The sequence below is a fragment of the Polaromonas sp. P4_H1 genome, from assembly GCF_056400945.1.
Genome location: NZ_JBFUKG010000007.1, coordinates 129532 through 149592 on the forward strand (window position 1 = coordinate 129532; position 20061 = coordinate 149592).

Consider the following 20061-nt stretch of genomic DNA (forward strand, 5'->3'; position numbering starts at 1 on the left):
AGCGCCATTGCCAGCACTTTTCCAATTGCTTGTTCCACGATGAACCTCTAACTTTGATATATCCCGAAAAACTTCAAAATAACATGGCACACCGAATTCGAACAAACCGTTTGTTGTCATAAGGTTGCGCCAGCATGCTGTATGCATGTAGAGGCATAACGATTCTGGCAAAGTCGCCGTCCCTGTTTTCATTCCACCCGGCTGCTTGATCAGCTGCGCGAGCGCGTTCGCTATCTTCACTATAGCCTGCAAACCAAAAAAACTTGGCTGTACTAGGGCGCTTTTAACCGCAGGCATGGTCGGGGCGGCACGATGCGGCATCCGCGCAACATGGAGCAGGTCGAGGTGGAGGCTTCCTGACCATTGGCACGCCTCCCGCTGAAGCCCTTCGGCTAAAACGCGAGAGTGCCATGGCAACTTGCTCTGCTTTTAGTAGCGCGCCATGCCTATTGATATTTGGCTCAAGGCCAATTCATTCCCATCAACACGCCAACCAGGCGCCGCTGACAGGGAAGGCGCGAACTCCCCACCCTCACCCGCCAGCCACACACTCGCCGAATCAGCGAATCAACAACTCAACGCTCGACCGTCTTGTTCCACCGCGCATTCCACGCCGGGCGATTTTCGTTGATCACGTCCCAGTCGACCGTGACTGCCGTCTTCATGTAGTCGTTCATCTGCTTGACCAGCGCGGCGGCAGCGCCTGAGGCCTTGGTTTTGGGGTTGGACGGAATCTGGTCGCCGTGCTCGAGTGCGGCGGCTTGCGCTTCGGGTGACAGCAGGTACTGGGCCAGCTTGTGGGCCAGTGCGGGCTCGCTGTTTTTGGCGATCACGCATTCACCCACGGTGAGCACGGCGGAGCCTTCCTTGGGCTGTACATATTCAACCGGCAGGCCCTTGTCTTTCAGCACGCCGACGGCGGTGGGCGTTAGCGGGAACATGGCGGCCTCGCCGGTCTGCACCATCTCGGCGAGCTTGGCCGAGCTGGGGATGTACTCGAGCACGTTGGGACCAATGGTGGTGGGCCAGGCCTTGAAGCCGGGTTCCACATTCTTGTCGGTGCCGCCCTGGATGCGGTTAAACAGCAGGAAGCCGTGCAGGCCGAAGGTGGAAGACGACAGCGACTGGAACACGACTTTGCCCTTGAACTTGGGGTCGGCCAGGTCCATCCAGGAGGTGGGCGGAGCCCAGCCTTTTTCGGTGAACATCTTCTTGTTGTAGGCTAGGCCGGTCATGCCGACGTTGACGCCGGCGGCCATGTCGCCCTTGAAGCGGGCCGTGGGGAAGAGGTCATTGAGCGCGGGGCTGGGCTGCATCTTCTCGCAAAGGCCCATGCCGATGGCGCGGTACATGATGCCGTCGTCGAGGAACATGACGTGCATCTGCGGGTTGTCTTTGTTGGCTTGCGCCTTGGCCAGAATGTCTGACGAGGTACCGGGCACCACCACCACCTTGACGTTGTTGGCTTTCTCGAAAGCGCCGAACACATGGCCGGTGTAGGTTTTCTCCATCGTGCCGCCGTTCATGCCGATGTACAGCGTTTTGGTTTGCGCCATGGCCAGGCCGGTAGACAGGCTGGCGGCCGCAACGGCCAGGGACACCGCGGTGGCGCGGGCGGACGGGAAACGTGAGGGCAGCTTCATGGGGTTCTCCTGGAAACAAGGTTAAACATCGAGGGGTTAGACAACGGCGGAAGGAACAGGCCCGGTGGTTGCCACACGCGGGCTTTCGGAAAAACGCGAAACAGAAAATGCCTCAATCGGTGTGGCGGTCCGGCCGTCACGCACCAGGTCGGCCAGCACCGCGCCGACTGCGGGGCCCAGCTGGAAGCCACCACCGGCAAAACCGAATGCATGAATCAGGCCGGGTGTGGTGGCGCTGGGGCCCAGCACGGGCTGGCGGTCGGGCAGGTAGCCTTCGGTGCCGCTCCAGGTGCGGATGATGTGGGCGTTGCGCAGGGCCGGCAGCAAGTCAATGGTCTGCTGCATCAGGGCGGCAATGCCGCTGCGCTGGGCGCGGGCGCGCTGGTCGTCGAGCGCATAGCCCCGGCCGCCGCCAATGATGCAATTGCCGCGCGCCACCTGCCGCGCATAGACGCCGCCGCCTTCCACGCCCAGGCTGAAGTTCAGGAACACCGGCAGGGGTTCGGTCACGGCCATCTCGGGGTGGCCCGACTCCATGGGCACCGCATCGCCAAACTGCGCCGCGATGGTGCCTGCCCAGGCGCCCGCGCAGTTCAGCAAATGCCTGGCGCGCACTTCCAGCGCATTGCCCGAGCGCAGCACAAACGCCGTGCCGTCATGTGCCGCCTCATCGATGCGTGTCTGCTCGCGCACATCCGCGCCCAGCCGCCGCGCGGCCAGCGCAAAGGCCGGCGACACCAGGCGCGGGTTGGCCTGCCCGTCATCCGGGCAGAGCGACGCGCCCACGGCCGCCCGGCCCAGCCAGGGGCAGCGCTCGCGCAGGGCCCGCGCCGAAAGGATTTGCAGGTCCATGCCGAAGCCCTGCGTGCGTTCGCGGTAGCTTTCGAGTGCGGCCAGGTCGGCTTCGCTGCGTGCAATCTTGAGGTGGCCGGAGCGCAGGTATTCGCCGTCGATGCCGATGAGTTGCGGCAACTGCGCCCACAGGCCCTGCGCGCGTTGCGACAGCGGCAGCTGGCTGGCTGGCCGCCCCTGGCGCCGCACGCCGCCATAGTTCACGCCGCTGGAGCGGGAGCCGCAGAGGTCGCGCTCCAGCAAGACCACGGACAAGCCCATGCGCCGCAGGAACAGCGCGGCCGACGAGCCCATGATGCCGCCGCCAATGATGGCGACGTCGGCAGAGATGCGTTCCATCATGCGGCCTCTCCGTTCGCCCGGGCCATGGCCGCAAACGGCAGCGGCTTGATGGGCGCCTGGCCGCGCAGCCGGCCCACCGCATCGGGTGCGGCGGCGCAAGCCTGCGCGAGGATTTCCGCCGCCGCCACGCCGCAGGTGCGGCCCTGGCAGCGGCCCATGCCGACGCGCGTCAGCGCCTTGAGGCGGTTCATCTCGCGCGCGCCGGTGTTCTGCACGCATTGGCGCAATTCGCCCGCGGTGATTTCTTCGCAGCGGCAAATCACCAGCTCGTCAGGCGCGCTGGCGGCCCAGTCCTGCGGGAAGGGAAAGGCGCGCTCCAGCCCGACGCGAAAGGCCGCCGTGCGCGCCAGCTTCGCTTCCAGTTCGGAGGCGCGTGCGGCGTTCACAGCATCCACGGGCTTGCCGGCGTCGGACAGCAGCGCCAGCGCCGCACGCTCGCCCGCCCACTCGGCCGCGTCTGCGCCCATGATGCCGGCCCCATCGCCCGCCAGGTACACGCCCGGCACGCTGGAGCGCCCTGCCCCATCGCGTTCGGGCAGCGCGGCGCGCTGCAGGGCGTTGTAGCTGAAACGGCAACCCAGCAGGTCGGCCAGCTGGGTTTCCGAGCGCAGCGCATAACCAAAGGCCACGGCATCGCAGGCCACTTCGTGCTCGGCGGCGCCAGCGCGCCAGCGCATGGCCGTGACCCGCGCCTCGCCCGTGGCGCGCACCAGCCGCACGCCCTGGTGCACCGGCACGCCGTGCGCGCGCAACCAGCCCAGGTAATACACGCCCTTGGCAAACACGGCGGGCTGGCGCAGCATGGCCGGCGCCGCCAGCGCCTTGTCTTTGAAGCTGGCGGTGTCCAGCACGGCGACCACCTTGGCGCCTGCTTTCGCATACTGGTAGGCCACCAGATACAGCAGGGGCCCGGTGCCCGCGATGACCACGCGCGAGCCGATGGCGCAGCCCTGGTACTTCAGCGCCACCTGCGCGGCGCCCAGGGTGTAAACGCCGGGCAATGTCCAGCCGGGAAACGGCAGGACGCGGTCGGTTGCGCCGGTGGCCACGATCAGCTGGCCATATGGCAGCGTGCCCATGCGGCCGCGGCAGAGCAAATCAAGCCGACCGCCTTCGGCGCTCCAGACCAGCGTCTCGGGCCGGTAGTCGACGCGGTCCAGAATGTTGGCCATGGCGCTGTGCAGCGCCTCGGCACGGCCGGCTTCAAAACCGTACAGCGTGCGTTTGGAGCGGGTGAAACCGGGCGGCGGCTGACGGTAAATCTGCCCGCCCCAGCGCGGTGCTTCGTCAATGACCACCGGCCGCACGCCGTGCGCGACCAGCGTTTGCGCCGCGCGCACGCCGGCCGGCCCGGCGCCCACAATGACGGGATGCAGGACGGCCGTCATGATGTAAGAGCCCCCACGCTTGTCACTTCGTGTACTGCGCTTCCCCCCGAGGGGACCTTCACGCCTTGGGGCGGCCCGGCGTCGCTCATAGCCTCCCCGCCGGTCACCAGGCGCATGCCCTCTTCAATGAACGTGCCGCAGGCGCGCAGGCGCTGGCCCGACTCGGTGGTGATCCAGCAGTCCTGGCAGGCGCCCATCATGCAAAAACCGGCACGCGGCTCGCCGCTGAATTCGCTGTGGCGCAGCTGCGCCGTGTGGGTGAGCACCGCGGTCAGCACGGTGTCGCCGGCCAGGGCAACCCGCGCCTGGCCGTTGAGCACAAAGCCCACCGGAGCACGGCCGGTTTCGGCCACGCGTTGAAGAAGCGCCACGGTGTTTCCTGGGGAACGGGGTGTTTCAGTTTCAGTGGGCAGGGTCATTTGTGCCCCACCAGAATCTTGTCGAGTCCATAGACGCGGTCCAGCACCAGCATGGCGACGGCCGTGAGCGCCACCATGAGCGCGGAGACCGCGGCCATCAGCGGGTCAATCGACTCGGTCGCATACATGTACATGCGCACCGGCAGCGTCACGGTGGACGGCGCGGTGACGAAGATGGACATGGTCACCTCGTCAAAGCTGTTGATGAAGGCGAGCAGCCAGCCACCCGTCACGCCGGGCAAAATCATCGGCAGCGTGATGCGCCGGAACACCGTGGCCTGGCTGGCGCCCAGCGACAGGGCGGCCTGCTCCGCGCTGCGGTCGCCGCCCTCCACCGACGCCAGCACCAGTCGCAGCGCATACGGCGTGATGACGACCACGTGCGCCAGCGCCAGCCAGAAGAAGCTGCCGGTGGCGCCAATCAGCGAAAAGGTGCGCAGCAGCGCCACGCCCAGCACCAGGTGCGGAATGATCAGCGGCGAGAGAAACAGGCCATTGAGGAAATCGCGCCCCGGAAAGCTGTGGCGCGCAATGGCCAGCCCTGCCGGCACGGCCAGCACCGTGGCCAGCGTGGCCGACAGAAAGGCCAGCGACAGGCTGTTCTTGAAGGACTGCACAAAGTCGGCATGGGCAAACACCGCCTTGAACCAGCGCAGCGAAAAATGCGTGGTCGGAATGGTCAGCGTGTTCTCGGGCGTAAAGGCCACCACGCAGACGATGACGAGCGGCGCCATCATGAAGGCGATGACGAGGGCATTGAAGATAAGTGCGATGGGACCGTTTTTTGACATGGTGTGTAGCCTTGTTATTCCATGTTTACTTCAATGCGAGACCAGGCGCTGCGCCGCAGACAGTGCTGTAGCACGGCAAGGCGGGGCAACAACGTATCGGATTGAAGTAGACATGGAATTAGCCCATTGATTTTTTGTAGGAGCGCTCGAGCACCCGGTTGTAGCTGAGCATCAGCACCAGGTTGGCCAGCAGCAGCGTGAGCGCAATCGCCGCGCCCAGCGGCCAGTTGAGCTCGTGCAGGTACTCGTCGTACACCACGGTGGCCACCATCTTCAGGCGCCGCCCGCCCAGCAGGCCGGGGATGGCAAAGGCGCTGGCGCTCAGGCCGAAGACGATCAGGCTGCCCGAGAGAACGCCGGGCAGCACTTGCGGAAAAATAATGCGGCGCACGGTGGTGAAATGCGAAGCCCTGAGCGACAGCGCGGCATCCTCCACGCCGGGGTCGAGCTTTTGCAGCGAGGTCCAGACCGGGATCACCATGAAGGGCAGCATCACATGCACCAGCGCAATGACCACGGCGGCTTCGGTGTAGAGAATGCGCATGGGCGGCAGGCCCATGGCGCGCACGGCCTGGTTCACCACGCCCTCGGGCCCGAGCAGCATGCTCCAGCCAAATGCGCGCACCACCACCGACACCAGCAGCGGCGCCAGCACCACCAGCAGCAGCACAGAGCGCCACGGGTTGCGCATGCGGCTGAGCACATAGGCCTCGGGCGCGCCGATCAGCACGCAGATCAGCGTGGTGAGCGCGGAGACCCAGAAGGTGCGCCAGAAAATGCGGTGGTAGTAGTCGTCTGTGAGTACCGCGGCGTAATGCGCCAACGTGAAGCTGTTTTTGACGCCGGTGGCGTGGTCGAACACCTGGAAGGACAGCACGGCCGTGAGGGCCAGCGGCACCAGCAGCAGGCAGGCAAACAGCACAAAGGCCGGCGCCGACAGCAGCCAGGGTGCGCGGGCCGCCGAGGGCCGCGAAACATTCGGTGCAGCTCCCACCATGGTTGTCGCGTTCACTGCTTGCCCCCGTGTTGCTCCCTCTCCCTCCGGGAGAGGGCAGGGGTGAGGGCCTGGGCGGCTATAAGGCCAGCGGCCTGCGCGAACACCCTCACCCTAACCCTCTCCCAGGGGGAGAGGGAATGAAAACGGGTCGCCGCGTTCATGCCACCGCCTCCAGCGTCGCCGGTGCGGCACGCACTTGCAGATGCGTTGCGCCGGGCAACAGGCGCACCTGGCCGGCCGGCCAGTCCAGGCCGACGCGCTGGCCTTCTTCGGCGGGCACTTCGCCGTCGTTGGGGCAGACCACCACCAGCTCACCAGCGGCGGTGTCCACCTGGTAGAGCCACTGGCTGCCCAGGAAAAAGCGCTCGCAGACCGTGCCCGCGAGGCGGCCCTGGGTCTCGGGCACGAGGCGGATTTTTTCGGGTCGCAGGCTGAGCACCACGGCGTCGCCCGCGGCGGCCCCGGGTGCATTGACCTCCAGCGACGCCGTGCCCAGGTCCACCGTGGCCCAGGCGCCGGTGGCGATGACGCGGCCTTCCAGCAGGTTGGCCTTGCCGACAAAGCTGGAGATGAAACGTGTTTGCGGGTGTTCGTACAGGCGGTGCGGCTGGTCGATTTGCGTGACGCGGCCGGCCTCCATCACCACCACGCGGTCGCTGATGGACATGGCCTCGGTCTGGTCGTGCGTGACCATCACGGTGGTGGTGCCCACCTTGCGCTGGATCTGCCGCAACTCGAACTGCATTTCCTCGCGCAGCTTGGCGTCGAGGTTGGACAGCGGCTCGTCGAGCAGCAGCACCGGCGGCTCGATGACCAGGGCGCGGGCCAGGGCCACCCGCTGGCGCTGGCCGCCGGACAGCTCGCGCGGGTAGCGCGTGGCGTGCGCCTCCAGGTGCACCAGCGCCAGTGCGGCCTTGACGCGTTCGGTGCGCTCGTTTTTGGGCATACGCCGCATCTCCAGGCCAAAGCTCACGTTGTCGTGCACGCTCATGTGAGGGAACAGCGCATAGCTCTGGAACACGATGCCCAGGCCGCGCGTGTTCGGTTTGGCGTGGGTGATGTCACGGCCATCGAGCGTGATGCGGCCGGCGGTGACATCGGCAAAACCGGCAATCATTTGCAGCGTCGTGGTCTTGCCGCAGCCCGAAGGCCCGAGCAGCGAGACAAATTCGCCCTTCTCCACCGACAGGTTCATGTCGATCACGGCGTGCGTGGCGCCATAGGACTTGTTCACATTCGCCAGGGTCAGAAAAGACATCAGGAACACCTCACAAACAAGGCACAAACAAGGAAGGCATCAGGAAGACATGCACAGGGGAAATCCGCAGGGACATCAGCGCCGCAACTGGCTGCCTGAAGGCCGCATCAAGATTGTTTTGAGACACCTTGATGACATTCATGCTAGGGCATCTCATAAAAAATCGTCAATAGGTTATTCCGTATATAGAGATATTTATTTAATTTATTCCATTTGACGGAATTTCTATAAGATATGGATGAAATTCATTCCGATGAAAGAGATGCCATGAAAGAGAACTCAAAAGAGGACGACAGCGCCTCGAGCAGCGTGCAACGCGCTTTTTCCATCCTGCGGGCCCTGGCCACCACCCAGGCCAAGGGCGGGCGCATCACGCACATTGCCAAGGCCACGGGGCTGACGCAGGCCACCACCCACCGCCTGCTGCAAAGCCTGGTGGCCGAGCGCGTCGTGGAGCAGGACGCCGCGTCCAAGCTCTACCGACTGAGCATTGATTTTTTTGCGCTGGCCGCACAGGCCGGCAACTCGATGGACTTGCGCGCGCTGTGCCGGCCGTCCATGCTGCGGCTGTGCGCCAGCCTGGGCGACACCATCTTTTTGCTGGTGCGCAGCGGCTTTGACGCGGTATGCCTGGACCGCAGCGAAGGGCCCTTCCCGATCCGCTCCTTCACCGGCGACATCGGCGGCCGGGTGGCGCTGGGCATGGGCCAGGGCAGCCTGGCCATCCTGGCCTTTTTGCCGGAGTCCGAGCGGGAAGAGGTGATTCGCTACAACCTGCCGCGCATGCGCGAGTACGGCGTGTACGACGAGGTCTACCTGCGCACGGAAATCGAGCGGGTGCGCCAGTCGGGCTATGCCGGGCGCAACACCGGTTTGCTCGATGGCATGGCCGGCGTCGGCGTGCCGGTGCTGGACCGTGAAGGCCGCGCCGTGGCGGCGCTGAGCGTCGGCACGATCTCGTCGCGGCTCAGCCCCGACCGCCTGCCGACGGTGGTGGAATTGCTCAAGCGCGAGGCCACGGCCATCAGCGCGCAGCTCAACCCTTTTGACAGCACGCTGCGCCGCCCGGCGCAAAGCCTGGCGCCCACCGACAGCGCCTGAGCCCCTTTACACCGAGGACGCCGGAGGTGCCGCCTGTTCGCGCAGCCATTCGCGCAGCTGCAGCAAGGGCCGCCAGCTGGCCTTTTGCGTGGGCCACACCAGGTAGTAGGCAAAGTCGGAACTCAATGACAGGTCAAACGGCACGGCCAGGGTGCCGTCGGCAATCTCGTCGGCCACCAGAAAGCGCGGCAGCACGGCCACGCCCAGCCCGGCCTTGACGGCCTGGGCGATCATCGAAAACAGCTCGTACTTCGGGCCGGTGCTGGCGCCCTGCGCATCGTCAATGCCGGCCAGCTGCAGCCAGTCGCGCCAGGCGTGCGGGCGCGTACTCTGGTGGATCAGCGTGAACTTCAGCACGTCGGCCGGGCGCCGCAGCTGGCGCTTTTTCATCAACACGGGGCTGCACACCACCACGCTTTCCTCGCCCATCAGGTACTCGGACTCGGTGCCCGGCCAGTCGGGCCGGCCGTAGTGGATGGCTGCGTCCAGGCCGGTGAGCGAAAAATCAAAGGGCAGCAGCCGGGTTGACAGGTTCAGCGTGACATGCGGGTGCGCCTTGAGGAAGGTGGGCATGCGGGGAATCAGCCACTTGGTGGCGAAGGTGGGCACCACGCCGAGCTCCAGCGTGCCGCCCTCACCCTTGGAAGACGCCAGGTCCAGCATCGCCGCTTCCAGTGCATCGAGTGCCGGGCTGACACGCGACAGCAACGAGCGCCCGGCATCAGTCAGCACCAGCTGGCGCGGCAGGCGTAAAAAGAGGCTCACATCGAGGTCCTGCTCCAGCCCCAGGATCTGGTGGCTGACCGCACTCTGGCTCACCGACAGGTCCTGCCCCGCGAGCGTGAAACTGCCGCGGTGCGCCGCCGCTTCAAAGGCCAGCAGGGCCTGGGTGGAGGGGATTTTTCGGCGCATCGCATGAATATATCTCATGCCTGCATCGAAATACATCCTTTGCGCAGCGGCTGTGATTTCCCGAGAATCCGGCTTCTACCTGTTGAAATTACTCAAGCAATGACCAATCTCCAGACCCTGCTCGCCAGCTGCCTGCCGCCCGAAGCCGTGCGGCACATTCATGAGCAGATGTACGTTCATCCTGCCCTGCAGTCCGGCGTGTCCGGCACGGTGACGCGCGCCGAACTGGCCCAGGCCCTGAACATGGCCCTGTTCCATGGGTTGGTGCAGCGGGTGCCGGCGGCGCAAGAGTACATGGCCAGCGATGTGGCCGGGCAACAGCGCCAGGTCGTCTTTGACCACGGCGCGCTGCGCACCGTGCGCTGGCCCAGTGGCGCCTTGCCTCCGGGCGAAGCGGCCTTCACGCGGCTGCTGCGCCCGCTGGGTTTTACGCTGCAAGACACCTACCCCTTGCCGCGCCTGAAGATGACCGGCCGCGCCTGGTGCCACCAGGATTTTCCGCAGGAGATCGCGCAGTTCTTCGTGTCCGAACTGCATCCCGAACAGTTCACGGTGCCCTTCCAGGCCGCCGTCACGCGGGTGTTGTCCACCTCACGCGACCCGCTGGGCCCGCAAGATGTGGCGGACCTGGAGCAGCTGGCGCGCGACGGCAAGCTGCCGCTGCAACAGGCGCTGCGGCTGCTGCCAGTGATGCTCCAGTGCTTTGACCGCCAGCATGGCGTGTTTGCGCTGGACGACTATGAATTGCTGCTGGCCGAGTCCGCCGAAATGGCCTGGATCGCCACCGAGGGCAACGCCTTCAACCACGCGACCGACCGCGTCGGCGATGTGGATGCGGTGGCCCGGCGCCAGCGCGAGCTCGGCCGCCCCATCAAGGACAAGGTCGAAGTCTCGGCCAGTGGCCGCGTGCGCCAGACGGCGTTTCGTGCGGCGACGGTGCAGCGCGAATTCCTCACACCCGCCGGCCAGGTCACGCGCGCGGTGCCGGGCTCGTTCTATGAATTCATCACCCGCGCCGAGCTGCATGCGAGCCCTGCCGCCAACGACCCGGCGCAAAGCGGCCGCCTGGACCTGGCCTTTGACGCCGGCAATGCCACCGGCATTTTCGGCATGACGGCGGCCAGAGCATGAGCCGTGGGGCCGCGCATAGCGCGGAGGTTACCTAATGAACGCAGCCGCGCACACGCCGGTCCACCCGCTCTACGCGCAGGCCAGCGGTTCGCCGATTCGTGCCATGCTGGCGCTGGCCGGGCAGCCCGGCATGATTTCACTGGCGGGCGGGCATCCCGACCCCGCGCTGCTGCCGGCGGACTGGCTGCGCGAATGCATGCTGGCCGTGGCCTCCGGCCTGCAGGGGCACAGCCTGCAATACGGCGCTACCGAGGGCCTGCCCGCGCTGCGTGCGGCCAGCGCCGAGTTGCTGCAACAACGCGGCCTGCGGGCCCAGGCTGCGCAAGTGGTGATCACCACCGGCTCGCAGCAGGCCATAGACCTGCTGGCGCGGGTTCTCGTCGAGCCGGGCGCCGGCGTGGCGGTGGAGTCCTTCAACTACCCGGCCGCCCTGCAGGCCTTCCGCTTTGCGGGTGCGCAGCTGGTGGAAGTTCCTGCCGATGCCCAGGGGCTGGATGTTGAGCGGCTGGAACGTGTTTTGACCAGCGCACGGCCGCGCGTGCTGTATGTGGTTCCGAACTTTGCCAACCCGACAGGTGCCGTGATGCCCCTGGCGCGTCGCGTGCGCCTGCTGGAACTTGCCGCACGGCACGAGGTCACACTGATCGAGGACGATCCTTATGGCGAACTCTGGTTTGGCGCGGCGCCACCGCCCTCGCTGGCGCAGATCAACCAGCAAACCGGATCACATGCGCAGGTGGCCTACATGACGAGTTATTCCAAGGTGGTGGCCCCGGCCCTGCGCCTGGGTGTGCTGATGGCGCCGCCGGACGTGCTGCGTGCCGTCGTGCTGGCCAAGCAGGCCGCCGATGTGCACAGCGGCTCGCTTGAACAACTGACCTTGACCGCGATGCTGGCCTCCAGCCGCCTGGATGAGCACCTGGCCACGCTGCGCAAGGCCTATGCGGCCAAGGCCCGTACGCTGGCCGCTGCACTGCACGCACATTGCGGCGGGCTGCTTGAATTCAGCGAACCCCAGGGCGGCATGTTTGTCTGGGCCCGGCTTGCCAGCGCCCTGCCACTGATGCCGTCGCAGGCGTGGGTGGACTTTGGTTTGCAGCACCAGGTGCTGGCCGTGCCGGGCGCCGCCTTCAGCCTTCACAACACCGCACAGCCCTGGCTGCGCCTGAGTTTTGCCAACCCCAGTGCAGACGCCTTGCAGCAAGGCGCGCAACGCCTGGGCCGCGGGCTGCGCAGCCTTGCCGCCCCGGCCGATACGCCATCATCACGCCAACATTTCCCCGAAAGGACTTCACCATGAGCCACGCCAACGACATTTCGTCCCTGCTGCAAAGCCTGGGCATCCACGCCGATCTCGACAGCCAGGCGTCCGCGACCCTTGAGGTTCACACCCCGATTGACGGCAGCCGGCTGGCGCGTCTCGCCACCACCAGCCCGGCCGACGTGGATGCCGCGCTCAATCGTGCGCACCAGCGGTTTTTGAGCTGGCGCGATGTGCCGGCACCCAAGCGCGGTGAACTGGTGCGCGCCTTCGGCGAAACCGTGCGGCGCCACAAGCCGGAGCTCGGGCAGCTGATCTCGCTGGAGACCGGCAAGATCCTGCAGGAGGGCCTGGGCGAAGTGCAGGAAGTGATTGACATCTGCGAATTTGCGGTCGGCCTGTCGCGCCAGCTCTACGGCCTGACGATTGCCAGCGAGCGGCCCGACCACAAGCTGCTGGAGACCTGGCATCCGGTGGGCGTGGTCGGCATCATCTCGGCCTTCAATTTCCCGATGGCCGTGTTTGCCTGGAACGCCGCGCTGGCGCTGGTCTGCGGCAACACGCTGGCCTGGAAGCCGTCCGAGAAGACGCCGCTGTCGGCTGTCGCACTTAATGGCCTGCTGCTGCGTGCGGCGACGGAACTGGGGCTGGAGACCGAAGGCCTGAGCGAGTTGCTGATCGGCGAGCGCTCCGTTGGTGAAGCGCTGGTCAACCACCCGCAGGTCAAGCTGGTCAGCGCGACCGGCTCCACCGCCATGGGCAAGAACGTGGCCATGGCCTGCGCCGCGCAGTTCAAGCGCTCGCTGCTCGAGCTGGGCGGCAACAACGCGGCCATTGTCTGCCCTTCGGCCAACCTGGAGCTGGTCGTGCGCGGCGCGGCGTTTGCTGCCGCCGGCACGGCCGGGCAGCGCTGCACCAGCCTGCGCCGGCTGATCGTGCACCGCTCCGTCTACGCGGCGCTGGTGGAGCGGCTGGTCTCGGTGTTCGCGCGCCTGCCGGTAGGCAACCCGCTCACGGAGGGCACGCTGGTCGGCCCGCTGATCGACGGCCGCGCCTTTGACGCCATGCAAACTGCACTGGCCAGCGCGAAGGGCCTGGGCGCCAAGGTTCACTTCGGCCAGCGCGAGGAAGGCACCGGTGCTGGTGGTAGTGCGGGCCACTATGTGCGGCCCGCCATTGTGGAACTGGCCGAGCAGGCCGGCCCCATGCTGCACGAAACCTTCGCGCCGATTCTGTATGTGGTGCCTTACGACGACTTCGACGAAGCCATTGCCCTGAACAACGCGGTGGTACATGGCCTGTCGTCCGCCGTCTTCACCCAGGACCTGCGCGAGGCCGAGCAGTTCACCTCGGCGCGCGGCTCGGACTGCGGCATCGCCAATGTCAACATCGGCACCAGCGGCGCGGAAATCGGCGGTGCTTTCGGCGGTGAAAAAGAAACCGGCGGCGGCCGGGAGTCAGGCTCGGATTCGTGGAAGGCGTACATGCGCCGCGCCACCAACACGGTCAACTACGGCTCCAGCCTGCCGCTGGCGCAGGGGATTCGTTTCGAGATTTAACCTGGAAACGGCAGTTGGATGCGCCCGAGTGCGCCGTGATCGGCGTGCCAGGCAAGGCGTGACAACGCAGTGGGCTCCTGCCCACAAGGCGGAGCAACGCAGCATGGCGCGCCCGGCATGGTGCAATCGGGCGCATAGCGCTGTCACCCCAGAAGGTAATCGCCATCGAAGAGGGGAAAGTCAATGGGCATACGGCTTTCCTGAAGTTTGCAAGCGGTCAACTGCTGTTTCCAGGTTTAAGCCGGCACCCGCGCCATGCCGTCCAGAATCTGCCGGGCGCGCGGCCACAGGGTCTGGTCAAACTGTTCGCGGAAAAACCCGAAATGGCCGATGCGCTTGACCTGCAGGTCTGACGGCGCGATCCGCTCAAAGCTGCGCGGCGCATTGGCATACAGGTTGATCAGGTTTTGCGTGCCGCGCCAGGTCATCAGCTCATCGTCGGTGATGGACAGGGCCTTCACCGGGTAGCTGACCCGCCCGTAGCTCAGGCGCGCGCTCTCCCCTTCGGCGCCCACGCTGTACTGCGGGTCCAGGCACCACTTGCGCCATTGCAGCATCACGCCTGCCGGCAGGTCACCCACTTTTTTGAGCTTGCGTCCCGGGAAATAACCGAACAGGCACGTGGCCAGCGGCACCAGCACATACCAGAAGTACAGAATCATGCGCCTGAGCTGCGGCGCGTTGTCGCGCCAGTAGCCGCTGCCAGCCGCAATGCTGATCATCCCGTCGACCTGGCCCTGGTTTTTCAGGAAGCCCGGCAGCTGCGCGCCGAGACTGTGTCCCAGCAGGTAAAGCGGCGCGTCGGGCAGTGCGGACTTGGCCGCATCCACCACGGCTGCGTAATCGCTTGCCCAATCCAGCAGATCGGCCTTGAAGCCGCGCAGGCTGCCGTCCACGGTATCAGGCAATGACTCGCCCGAGCCGCGGTAGTCAAAGGTCGTGACACGAAAGCCCTGGCTGGACAGCCATTCGGCAAACGGCGTGTAGTAATCCTGGCGTACGCCCATCGCGCCGCCGATCACGACGCTGGCGCGGGCTGGCCCGGATGCGTCATAAATGCGCAGCGCGAGTTGGCTTGTGCCGGCAGCGAGAGTCTGCTTCTGCATGCTTGTCTCCAGTCGTTGAAAAATGCCAGTTTCCGCTGACTTGAAAAACCGACAGCCTCAAGGGCGTAGCGAGCGGGATGAGCTGCAAGGCGGACGGAGCGGACCCACCGGAACGTACTTCAGGTACGTGAGGATGGGGAGCACCGGACCAACGCGGCAGATCGCCCGCTCGGTAGCCACCAACTTACACCCGTTCGAAGATGCCGGCGGCGCCCTGCCCCATGCCGACACACATGGTCACCATGCCGTACTTCAGCTGATGGCGTTGCAGCGCGTGAATCACGGTGGCTGCACGAATCGCGCCCGTGGCGCCCAGCGGGTGGCCCAGTGCAATCGCGCCGCCCATCGGGTTGACTTTGGCCGCGTTCAGGCCCAGCGTGTTGATGACCGCCAGCGACTGCGCGGCAAACGCCTCGTTGAGTTCGAACCAGTCGATGTCGTCCTGCTTCAGGCCGGCGTAACGCAGCGCTGCGGGAATGGCTTCGATCGGGCCTATGCCCATGATGTGCGGCGGCACGCCCTTGGCGGCGTAACTGACGAAACGCGCCAGCGGTTTCAGGCCGAATTCCTTGACGGCTTTTTCGCTGGCCAGAATCAGCGCGCCCGCGCCATCGGAGGTTTGCGAGCTGTTGCCGGCCGTAACCGAGCCGCGCGCAGCAAACACGGTTTTCAGTTTGGACAGGCCTTCCACCGTGGTGTCGGGGCGTGCGCCTTCGTCCAGGCTCACGGTGCGGGTAGTGGCAATGACTTCGCCGGTTTCCAGGTTGGCGCTGCGGTCGGTCACTTCCACCGGCGTGATTTCATTTGCGAACTCGCCGGCCTGCTGGGCCTTGAGTGCCTTCATGTGGGACTCGTAAGCGAACTGGTCCTGCGCGTCACGCGAGACCTTCCACTGCTGCGCAACCTTCTCGGCCGTCAGGCCCATGCCGTAGGCAATGCCGACGTTCTCGTCGTTGGCAAACATTTCCGGCGACAGCGACGGCGAGTTGCCCGACATGGGCACCATGCTCATGCTTTCGGTGCCGGCGGCAATCATCACATCGGCTTCGCCGACACGGATGCGGTCCGCAGCCATTTGCACCGCGGACAGGCCCGAGGCGCAAAAGCGGTTGACGGTGATGCCGCCCACGCTGGTGGGCAAACCCGCCAGCACCGCACCGATGCGGGCGATGTTCAGGCCCTGTGGGCCTTCGGGAATCGCGCAGCCGCAGATGATGTCTTCAATGGCCTTAGGGTCCAGCGTGGGCACCTGGGCCAGCGCGGCCTGCAACGCCTTGACCAGCAGGTCGTCGGGACGCGTATTGCGGAAAAACCCCCGGTGCGAACGGCCGATGGGCGTGCGCGTGGCGGCAACGATGTAGGCTTCCTGGACTTGTTTCATGGGGAACTCTTTCTCGGTGAATCGGTGAATCTGTAAAAGGTTGGGTGTCTTTTAAAAGCGGCGGCTTGCGGGCAAGGGTTCGGGAGAGCCCCCATCCCTGCCTTCCCCCAGAGGGGGAAGGAGTGGTGCGGGGAAATTTTCAGGCTCTACACCCCGAGGCGGAAGAAGTGCTACGGGGGAGTTTTTAAGCTCCCCGCCCTGAGGGGAAAGGAGTGTTACAGAAGAGGTTTCAAGCGCCGCACTCCGAGGGGGCAGAGGTGTTACGGGTGAACTCTCAGGCTCCTTCCCCCTCTGGGGGAAGGTTGGGATGGGGGCGACCGCGGCCAGTTCGGTCAAACGGTTGTGTATCGCCTCAACCATCGACTGCAAATCGGAGAACGGCAAATTTGCCGGAAAACGCATCACGTCAAATCCGAGAGACTCGAAATATGCATCGCGCTTTGCGTCGTAGGCCTGCTGGTCAATATGCTGCGACCCGTCTATCTCGACAATCAGCTGGGGAGCAAGGCACGCAAAATCCGCCACGTAGGACCCGACAGGATGCTGGCGCCTGAATTTGACGCCCAGTTGCTCGCCACGCAAGCGCTGCCATAGCAGCCGCTCGCCGTCGGTCATTTCGCGGCGGAGCGACCTGGCGAACATTCTGGCGTTGAGGGTGGCTTGGTTTTGCATGTCGTAGAGCCCCCATCCCTGCCTTCCCCCAGCGGGGGAAGGAGCAATGCGGGGAGATGTTCAGGCCGTGGCCTCCTTGGATGCCGGCGTGGGCTGCGAGCGCACAGACGGCACCCAGGCCCAGACAAACTCGCACTCGACCGGGTTGACGCCGGCTTCGTCCGTCACCGTGACCGCCACATTGACTTCGCCCTTGTCACTGGCCTGCATGGCCGCTCGCTGCTCGTCGGTGAGCGTTGCGACGGCGCGCAACGAGCCGGTGGCGCGCTTCCTGAAGGTCATCTTCAGTTCCTTGGCCAGCGGGACGCAGTCGTCTCGCACGTTCATGCCGACCACCATGCCGGTGGCAGTTTCTGCCAGCAGGTTCATGGCCGAGGCATGCACGCCGCCGATGTGGTTCTGCACCTTCTTCTGGTTCTGGATGCCGATTTCTACCCGGTTGTTGCTCATCTGCAAAAAATCCAGCCCGGCCGTGCCGGTGAATGGCACGGCGCGGCGCAGGATCACGCTGCGAAACCAGGTGCGGGCAAAGGCCGGCACCTCCGACAGGCGCTCAAGCTGGCGCTCCAGGCGGTTGGGAGATGTCTTCGTCAAATCAGTCATCACTTTCTCCCTGCCAGCAAACACCGCAGAACCGGCTCTGCCAGGCTGCTGGTGTTGCCCCCTGCAAGGGGGGAGGCGGCTACACGAAGTGAGTCCGCAACGGGGGTGTTCATCAATTTCTCACCGGTTTGCCGGTGCTCATCATGCCCATGATGCGTTCCTGCGTTTTCGGGTTTTCGAGCAGCGAACAGAAGGCCTTGCGTTCCAGCGTCATCAAATACTCTTCCGTCACCAGGGTGCCGGCATCCACATCGCCGCCGCACACCACGTTGGCGATCAGGCTGGCGATGTGAAAGTCGTGGGCACTGATGAAGCCGCCGTCGCGCATGTTGACCAGCTGGCCCTTGATGGTGGCCAGGCCGTTGCGGCCCACCACCGGGAAGGGCCGCCTGTGCGGCGCGCGGTAGCCGGAGTTGAACAGGGCGCGTGCCTCGTTCAGCGCGATGAACAGCAGCTCGTCCTTGTTCGGCACGATGACGTCGCTGTCCAGCAGGTAGCCGAGCTTGCGGCTTTCAATCGCACTGGTGCCCACCTTGGCCATGGCGGCGGCCGTGAAGCCCTCGGTCAGGAAAGGCAGTATGTCCTTGTTGGTGGACGTGGCGGCGTTCTCTGCTGCGCGGCGCGCAATATACGCCAGGCCGCCGGCACCGGGCACGAGGCCCACGCCAACTTCCACGAGGCCGATGTAGCTTTCCATCGCCGCCACACGCTTGGCCGAATACACCGCCATTTCGCAGCCACCGCCCAGCGCCAGGCCACGAATCGCCGAGACGACGGGCACAGCCGCATAGCGCAGCTTGAGCATGACGTTCTGCAGTTCGGCCTCGGCCCCTTCAATCGCCCTGGCGCCACCCATCATGAAGGCGGGCAGCATGGCTTGCAGGTCGGCGCCGGCCGAGAACATCTCGTCGTTGGACCAGATGACCATGCCCTTGTAGCCTTTCTCGGCAAGGTCCACGCCCATCGCCAGGCCTTCCGCCACATCGGGGCTGATGGCATGCATCTTGGTCTTGATGCTGGCAATCAGCACATCGCCTTTTTCTCCGTTCGCGCCGTCCAGTGTCCAGAGGCGAATGGCATCGTCTTCATGCAGCGTGGTACCAGCGGTCTCGAAAGCCGGGGCGTTGGCACCGAGTACGTCTTCGGGGAAATACTGGCGCTCATAGACGGGCAGTTGGCGGCGGGGAATGAATTTTTTGGCCGAAGCACTCCACGAGCCTTCCGCGGTGTGCACGCCACCCGCGTCGGCCACCGGGCCCTTGAACACCCAGTCGGGCAGCGGCGCTTTGCTCAACGCCTTGCCCGCATCAATATCTTCCTGGATCCAGGTGGCCACCTGCTTCCAGCCGGCCTGTTGCCACAACTCGAACGGGCCTTGCTTCGCGCCAAAACCCCAGCGCATCGCAAAGTCTATGTCGCGCGCGGTTTCGGCAATGCTTTCGAGGTGCACCGCGGCATAGTGGAACTGGTCGCGCAGGATGGCCCAGAGGAAACGCGCTTCGGCGCCCTCGGCCTCGCGCAGCAGCTTCAGCCGCTCGCCGGCTGGTTTTTTCAGCATGCGTCCGACAACCTCGTTCGCCTTGGCGCCTGCGGCCACGTACTCCATGCTCTCGGGGTCGAGGCGCAAGATGTCCCGGCCGACCTTCTTGTAAAAACCGGCGCCGGTTTTCTGGCCCAGGCTTTTGGATTCCAGCAGTTTCGCCAGGACCGGCGGCGTGCCGTAGATGTCGGAAAACGGGTCTTCCACCTTGCCGGGGCCGAGGTTGTCCTGCAGCGTCCTGATGACATGGGCCATGGTGTCCAGGCCCACCACGTCAGCGGTGCGGAAGGTGCCGGAGCTGGCGCGGCCCAGCTTCTTGCCGGTCAGGTCATCGACCACGTCATATGTCAGGCCGAAGGTCTCGGCCTCCCTGATGGTGGCCAGCATGCCGGCAATGCCGACGCGGTTGGCAATGAAGTTGGGCGTGTCGTGCGCGCGGATCACGCCCTTGCCCAGCGCGCTGACCGCAAAGGCTTCCAGGTCGTCGAGCACTTTCGGCTCGGTGGTGGGCGTGTTGATCAGCTCCACCAGCGTCATGTAGCGCGGCGGGTTGAAAAAGTGAATACCGCAAAAGCGCGGCTTGATCGATTCGGGCAGGGCCTCGCTGAGTTTTGTGATCGACAGCCCCGAGGTGTTGCTGGCCACAATCGCGCCTTCGGCAATGAAGGGGGCGATCTTGTGGTACAGGTCGGTCTTCCAGTCCATGCGCTCGGCGATGGCCTCGATGATGAGGTCGCACTCCAACAGCTGCTCCATGTACTCTTCGTAGTTGGCCTGCTGGATCAGCGCCGCGTCCTCGGGCACGCCCAGCGGCGCGGGCTTGAGCTTCTTGAGCCCTTCGATCGCCTTGATCACGATGCCATTCTTCGAGGACTTGGAAGACGACGGGGCCCCGCCCCCATCGTTGTCCTTCGCGGGCAGGTCAAACAGCACCACGGGCACCTTGACATTGACCAGATGAGCGGCGATCTGCGCGCCCATCACGCCGGCGCCGAGCACGGCGACTTTTTTGACTGTGAATTTTTGCATGTTGTATTCCTTTATCGGAGAGCCCTCACCCTAACCCTCTCCCAGAGGGCGAGGGGATAAAGCGGAGATGACTGGG

General features: G+C 65.2%; 18 protein-coding genes. 4 read left to right on the plus strand and 14 right to left on the minus strand.

The window, feature by feature from the left end:
• Positions 1-575: 575 nt before the first annotated feature.
• From AC1DS5_RS11220 to AC1DS5_RS11255, 8 genes are all read right to left on the minus strand, one after another.
• Positions 576-1643, minus strand: coding sequence for an ABC transporter substrate-binding protein (locus tag AC1DS5_RS11220; RefSeq protein WP_477718333.1), 1068 nt, complete (start codon positions 1641-1643; stop codon positions 576-578).
• A 36-nt stretch (positions 1644-1679) separates the two neighbouring features.
• Positions 1680-2837, minus strand: a complete 1158-nt coding sequence (locus tag AC1DS5_RS11225) for an NAD(P)/FAD-dependent oxidoreductase (RefSeq protein WP_477718334.1) — start codon at positions 2835-2837, stop codon at positions 1680-1682.
• Positions 2834-4225 (minus strand): FAD/NAD(P)-dependent oxidoreductase, encoded by a 1392-nt coding sequence (locus tag AC1DS5_RS11230; protein WP_477718335.1) that lies wholly within the window; start codon positions 4223-4225, stop codon positions 2834-2836. The genes AC1DS5_RS11225 and AC1DS5_RS11230 overlap by 4 nt, the downstream gene beginning before the upstream one ends.
• Entirely contained in the window at positions 4222-4644 is a 423-nt protein-coding gene (locus AC1DS5_RS11235; RefSeq protein ID WP_477718336.1) for a (2Fe-2S)-binding protein, read from the minus strand. The genes AC1DS5_RS11230 and AC1DS5_RS11235 overlap by 4 nt, the downstream gene beginning before the upstream one ends.
• Complete coding sequence (locus AC1DS5_RS11240; protein ID WP_477718337.1) at positions 4641-5435, minus strand: ABC transporter permease; 795 nt, start codon at positions 5433-5435, stop codon at positions 4641-4643. Before AC1DS5_RS11240 ends, AC1DS5_RS11235 begins: the two co-directional genes overlap by 4 nt.
• Positions 5436-5553: 118 nt before the next feature.
• Positions 5554-6432: an ABC transporter permease gene (locus tag AC1DS5_RS11245; protein ID WP_477718338.1), complete on the minus strand. Its 879-nt coding sequence runs from the start codon at positions 6430-6432 to the stop codon at positions 5554-5556.
• A 157-nt stretch (positions 6433-6589) separates the two neighbouring features.
• The gene (locus AC1DS5_RS11250) at positions 6590-7690 is read right to left on the minus strand and encodes an ABC transporter ATP-binding protein (RefSeq protein WP_477718339.1); all 1101 of its coding nucleotides are present in this window, start codon (positions 7688-7690) and stop codon (positions 6590-6592) included.
• Positions 7691-7700: 10 nt separating this feature from the next.
• On the minus strand, positions 7701-7832 hold the full coding sequence (locus AC1DS5_RS11255) for a hypothetical protein (RefSeq protein WP_477718340.1): 132 nt from the start codon (positions 7830-7832) through the stop codon (positions 7701-7703).
• 125 nt (positions 7833-7957) lie between these two features.
• On the opposite strand from AC1DS5_RS11255, the gene AC1DS5_RS11260 reads away from it, so the two are divergent.
• A complete protein-coding gene (locus tag AC1DS5_RS11260) occupies positions 7958-8791 on the plus strand; it encodes an IclR family transcriptional regulator (RefSeq protein WP_477718341.1) in 834 nt (277 codons plus the stop codon).
• A gap of 6 nt (positions 8792-8797) precedes the next feature.
• Here the strand turns inward: AC1DS5_RS11260 and AC1DS5_RS11265 are convergent, their stop codons facing one another.
• Complete coding sequence (locus AC1DS5_RS11265; protein WP_477718342.1) at positions 8798-9721, minus strand: LysR family transcriptional regulator; 924 nt, start codon at positions 9719-9721, stop codon at positions 8798-8800.
• A gap of 81 nt (positions 9722-9802) precedes the next feature.
• Between AC1DS5_RS11265 and AC1DS5_RS11270 the strand changes: the two genes are divergently transcribed.
• Genes AC1DS5_RS11270 through amaB form a run of 3 tightly spaced genes read left to right on the plus strand, consistent with a single transcriptional unit; the run spans position 9803 to position 13654 of the window.
• The gene (locus AC1DS5_RS11270; protein WP_477718343.1) at positions 9803-10834 is read left to right on the plus strand and encodes a 2-oxoadipate dioxygenase/decarboxylase family protein; all 1032 of its coding nucleotides are present in this window, start codon (positions 9803-9805) and stop codon (positions 10832-10834) included.
• 34 nt (positions 10835-10868) lie between these two features.
• The gene (locus AC1DS5_RS11275; RefSeq protein ID WP_477718344.1) at positions 10869-12134 is read left to right on the plus strand and encodes an aminotransferase-like domain-containing protein; all 1266 of its coding nucleotides are present in this window, start codon (positions 10869-10871) and stop codon (positions 12132-12134) included.
• On the plus strand, positions 12131-13654 hold the full coding sequence (gene amaB / locus AC1DS5_RS11280) for an L-piperidine-6-carboxylate dehydrogenase (RefSeq protein WP_477718345.1): 1524 nt from the start codon (positions 12131-12133) through the stop codon (positions 13652-13654). Before AC1DS5_RS11275 ends, amaB begins: the two co-directional genes overlap by 4 nt.
• Before the next feature lie 236 nt (positions 13655-13890).
• On the opposite strand, the gene AC1DS5_RS11285 is transcribed toward amaB, so the two are convergent.
• The 5 genes from AC1DS5_RS11285 to AC1DS5_RS11305 all read right to left on the minus strand — a co-directional run bounded on the left by AC1DS5_RS11285 (position 13891) and on the right by AC1DS5_RS11305 (position 19985).
• Complete coding sequence (locus tag AC1DS5_RS11285; protein ID WP_477718346.1) at positions 13891-14760, minus strand: alpha/beta hydrolase family protein; 870 nt, start codon at positions 14758-14760, stop codon at positions 13891-13893.
• A gap of 184 nt (positions 14761-14944) precedes the next feature.
• Complete coding sequence (locus tag AC1DS5_RS11290; protein ID WP_477718347.1) at positions 14945-16141, minus strand: acetyl-CoA C-acyltransferase; 1197 nt, start codon at positions 16139-16141, stop codon at positions 14945-14947.
• Positions 16142-16192: 51 nt separating this feature from the next.
• Positions 16193-16813 (minus strand): endonuclease domain-containing protein, encoded by a 621-nt coding sequence (locus tag AC1DS5_RS11295; protein WP_477718348.1) that lies wholly within the window; start codon positions 16811-16813, stop codon positions 16193-16195.
• Positions 16814-16873: 60 nt separating this feature from the next.
• A complete protein-coding gene (locus tag AC1DS5_RS11300; protein ID WP_477718349.1) occupies positions 16874-17416 on the minus strand; it encodes a DUF4442 domain-containing protein in 543 nt (180 codons plus the stop codon).
• Between the two features lie 112 nt (positions 17417-17528).
• Positions 17529-19985, minus strand: a complete 2457-nt coding sequence (locus AC1DS5_RS11305; protein WP_477718350.1) for a 3-hydroxyacyl-CoA dehydrogenase/enoyl-CoA hydratase family protein — start codon at positions 19983-19985, stop codon at positions 17529-17531.
• Between the last annotated feature and the right edge of the window lie 76 nt (positions 19986-20061).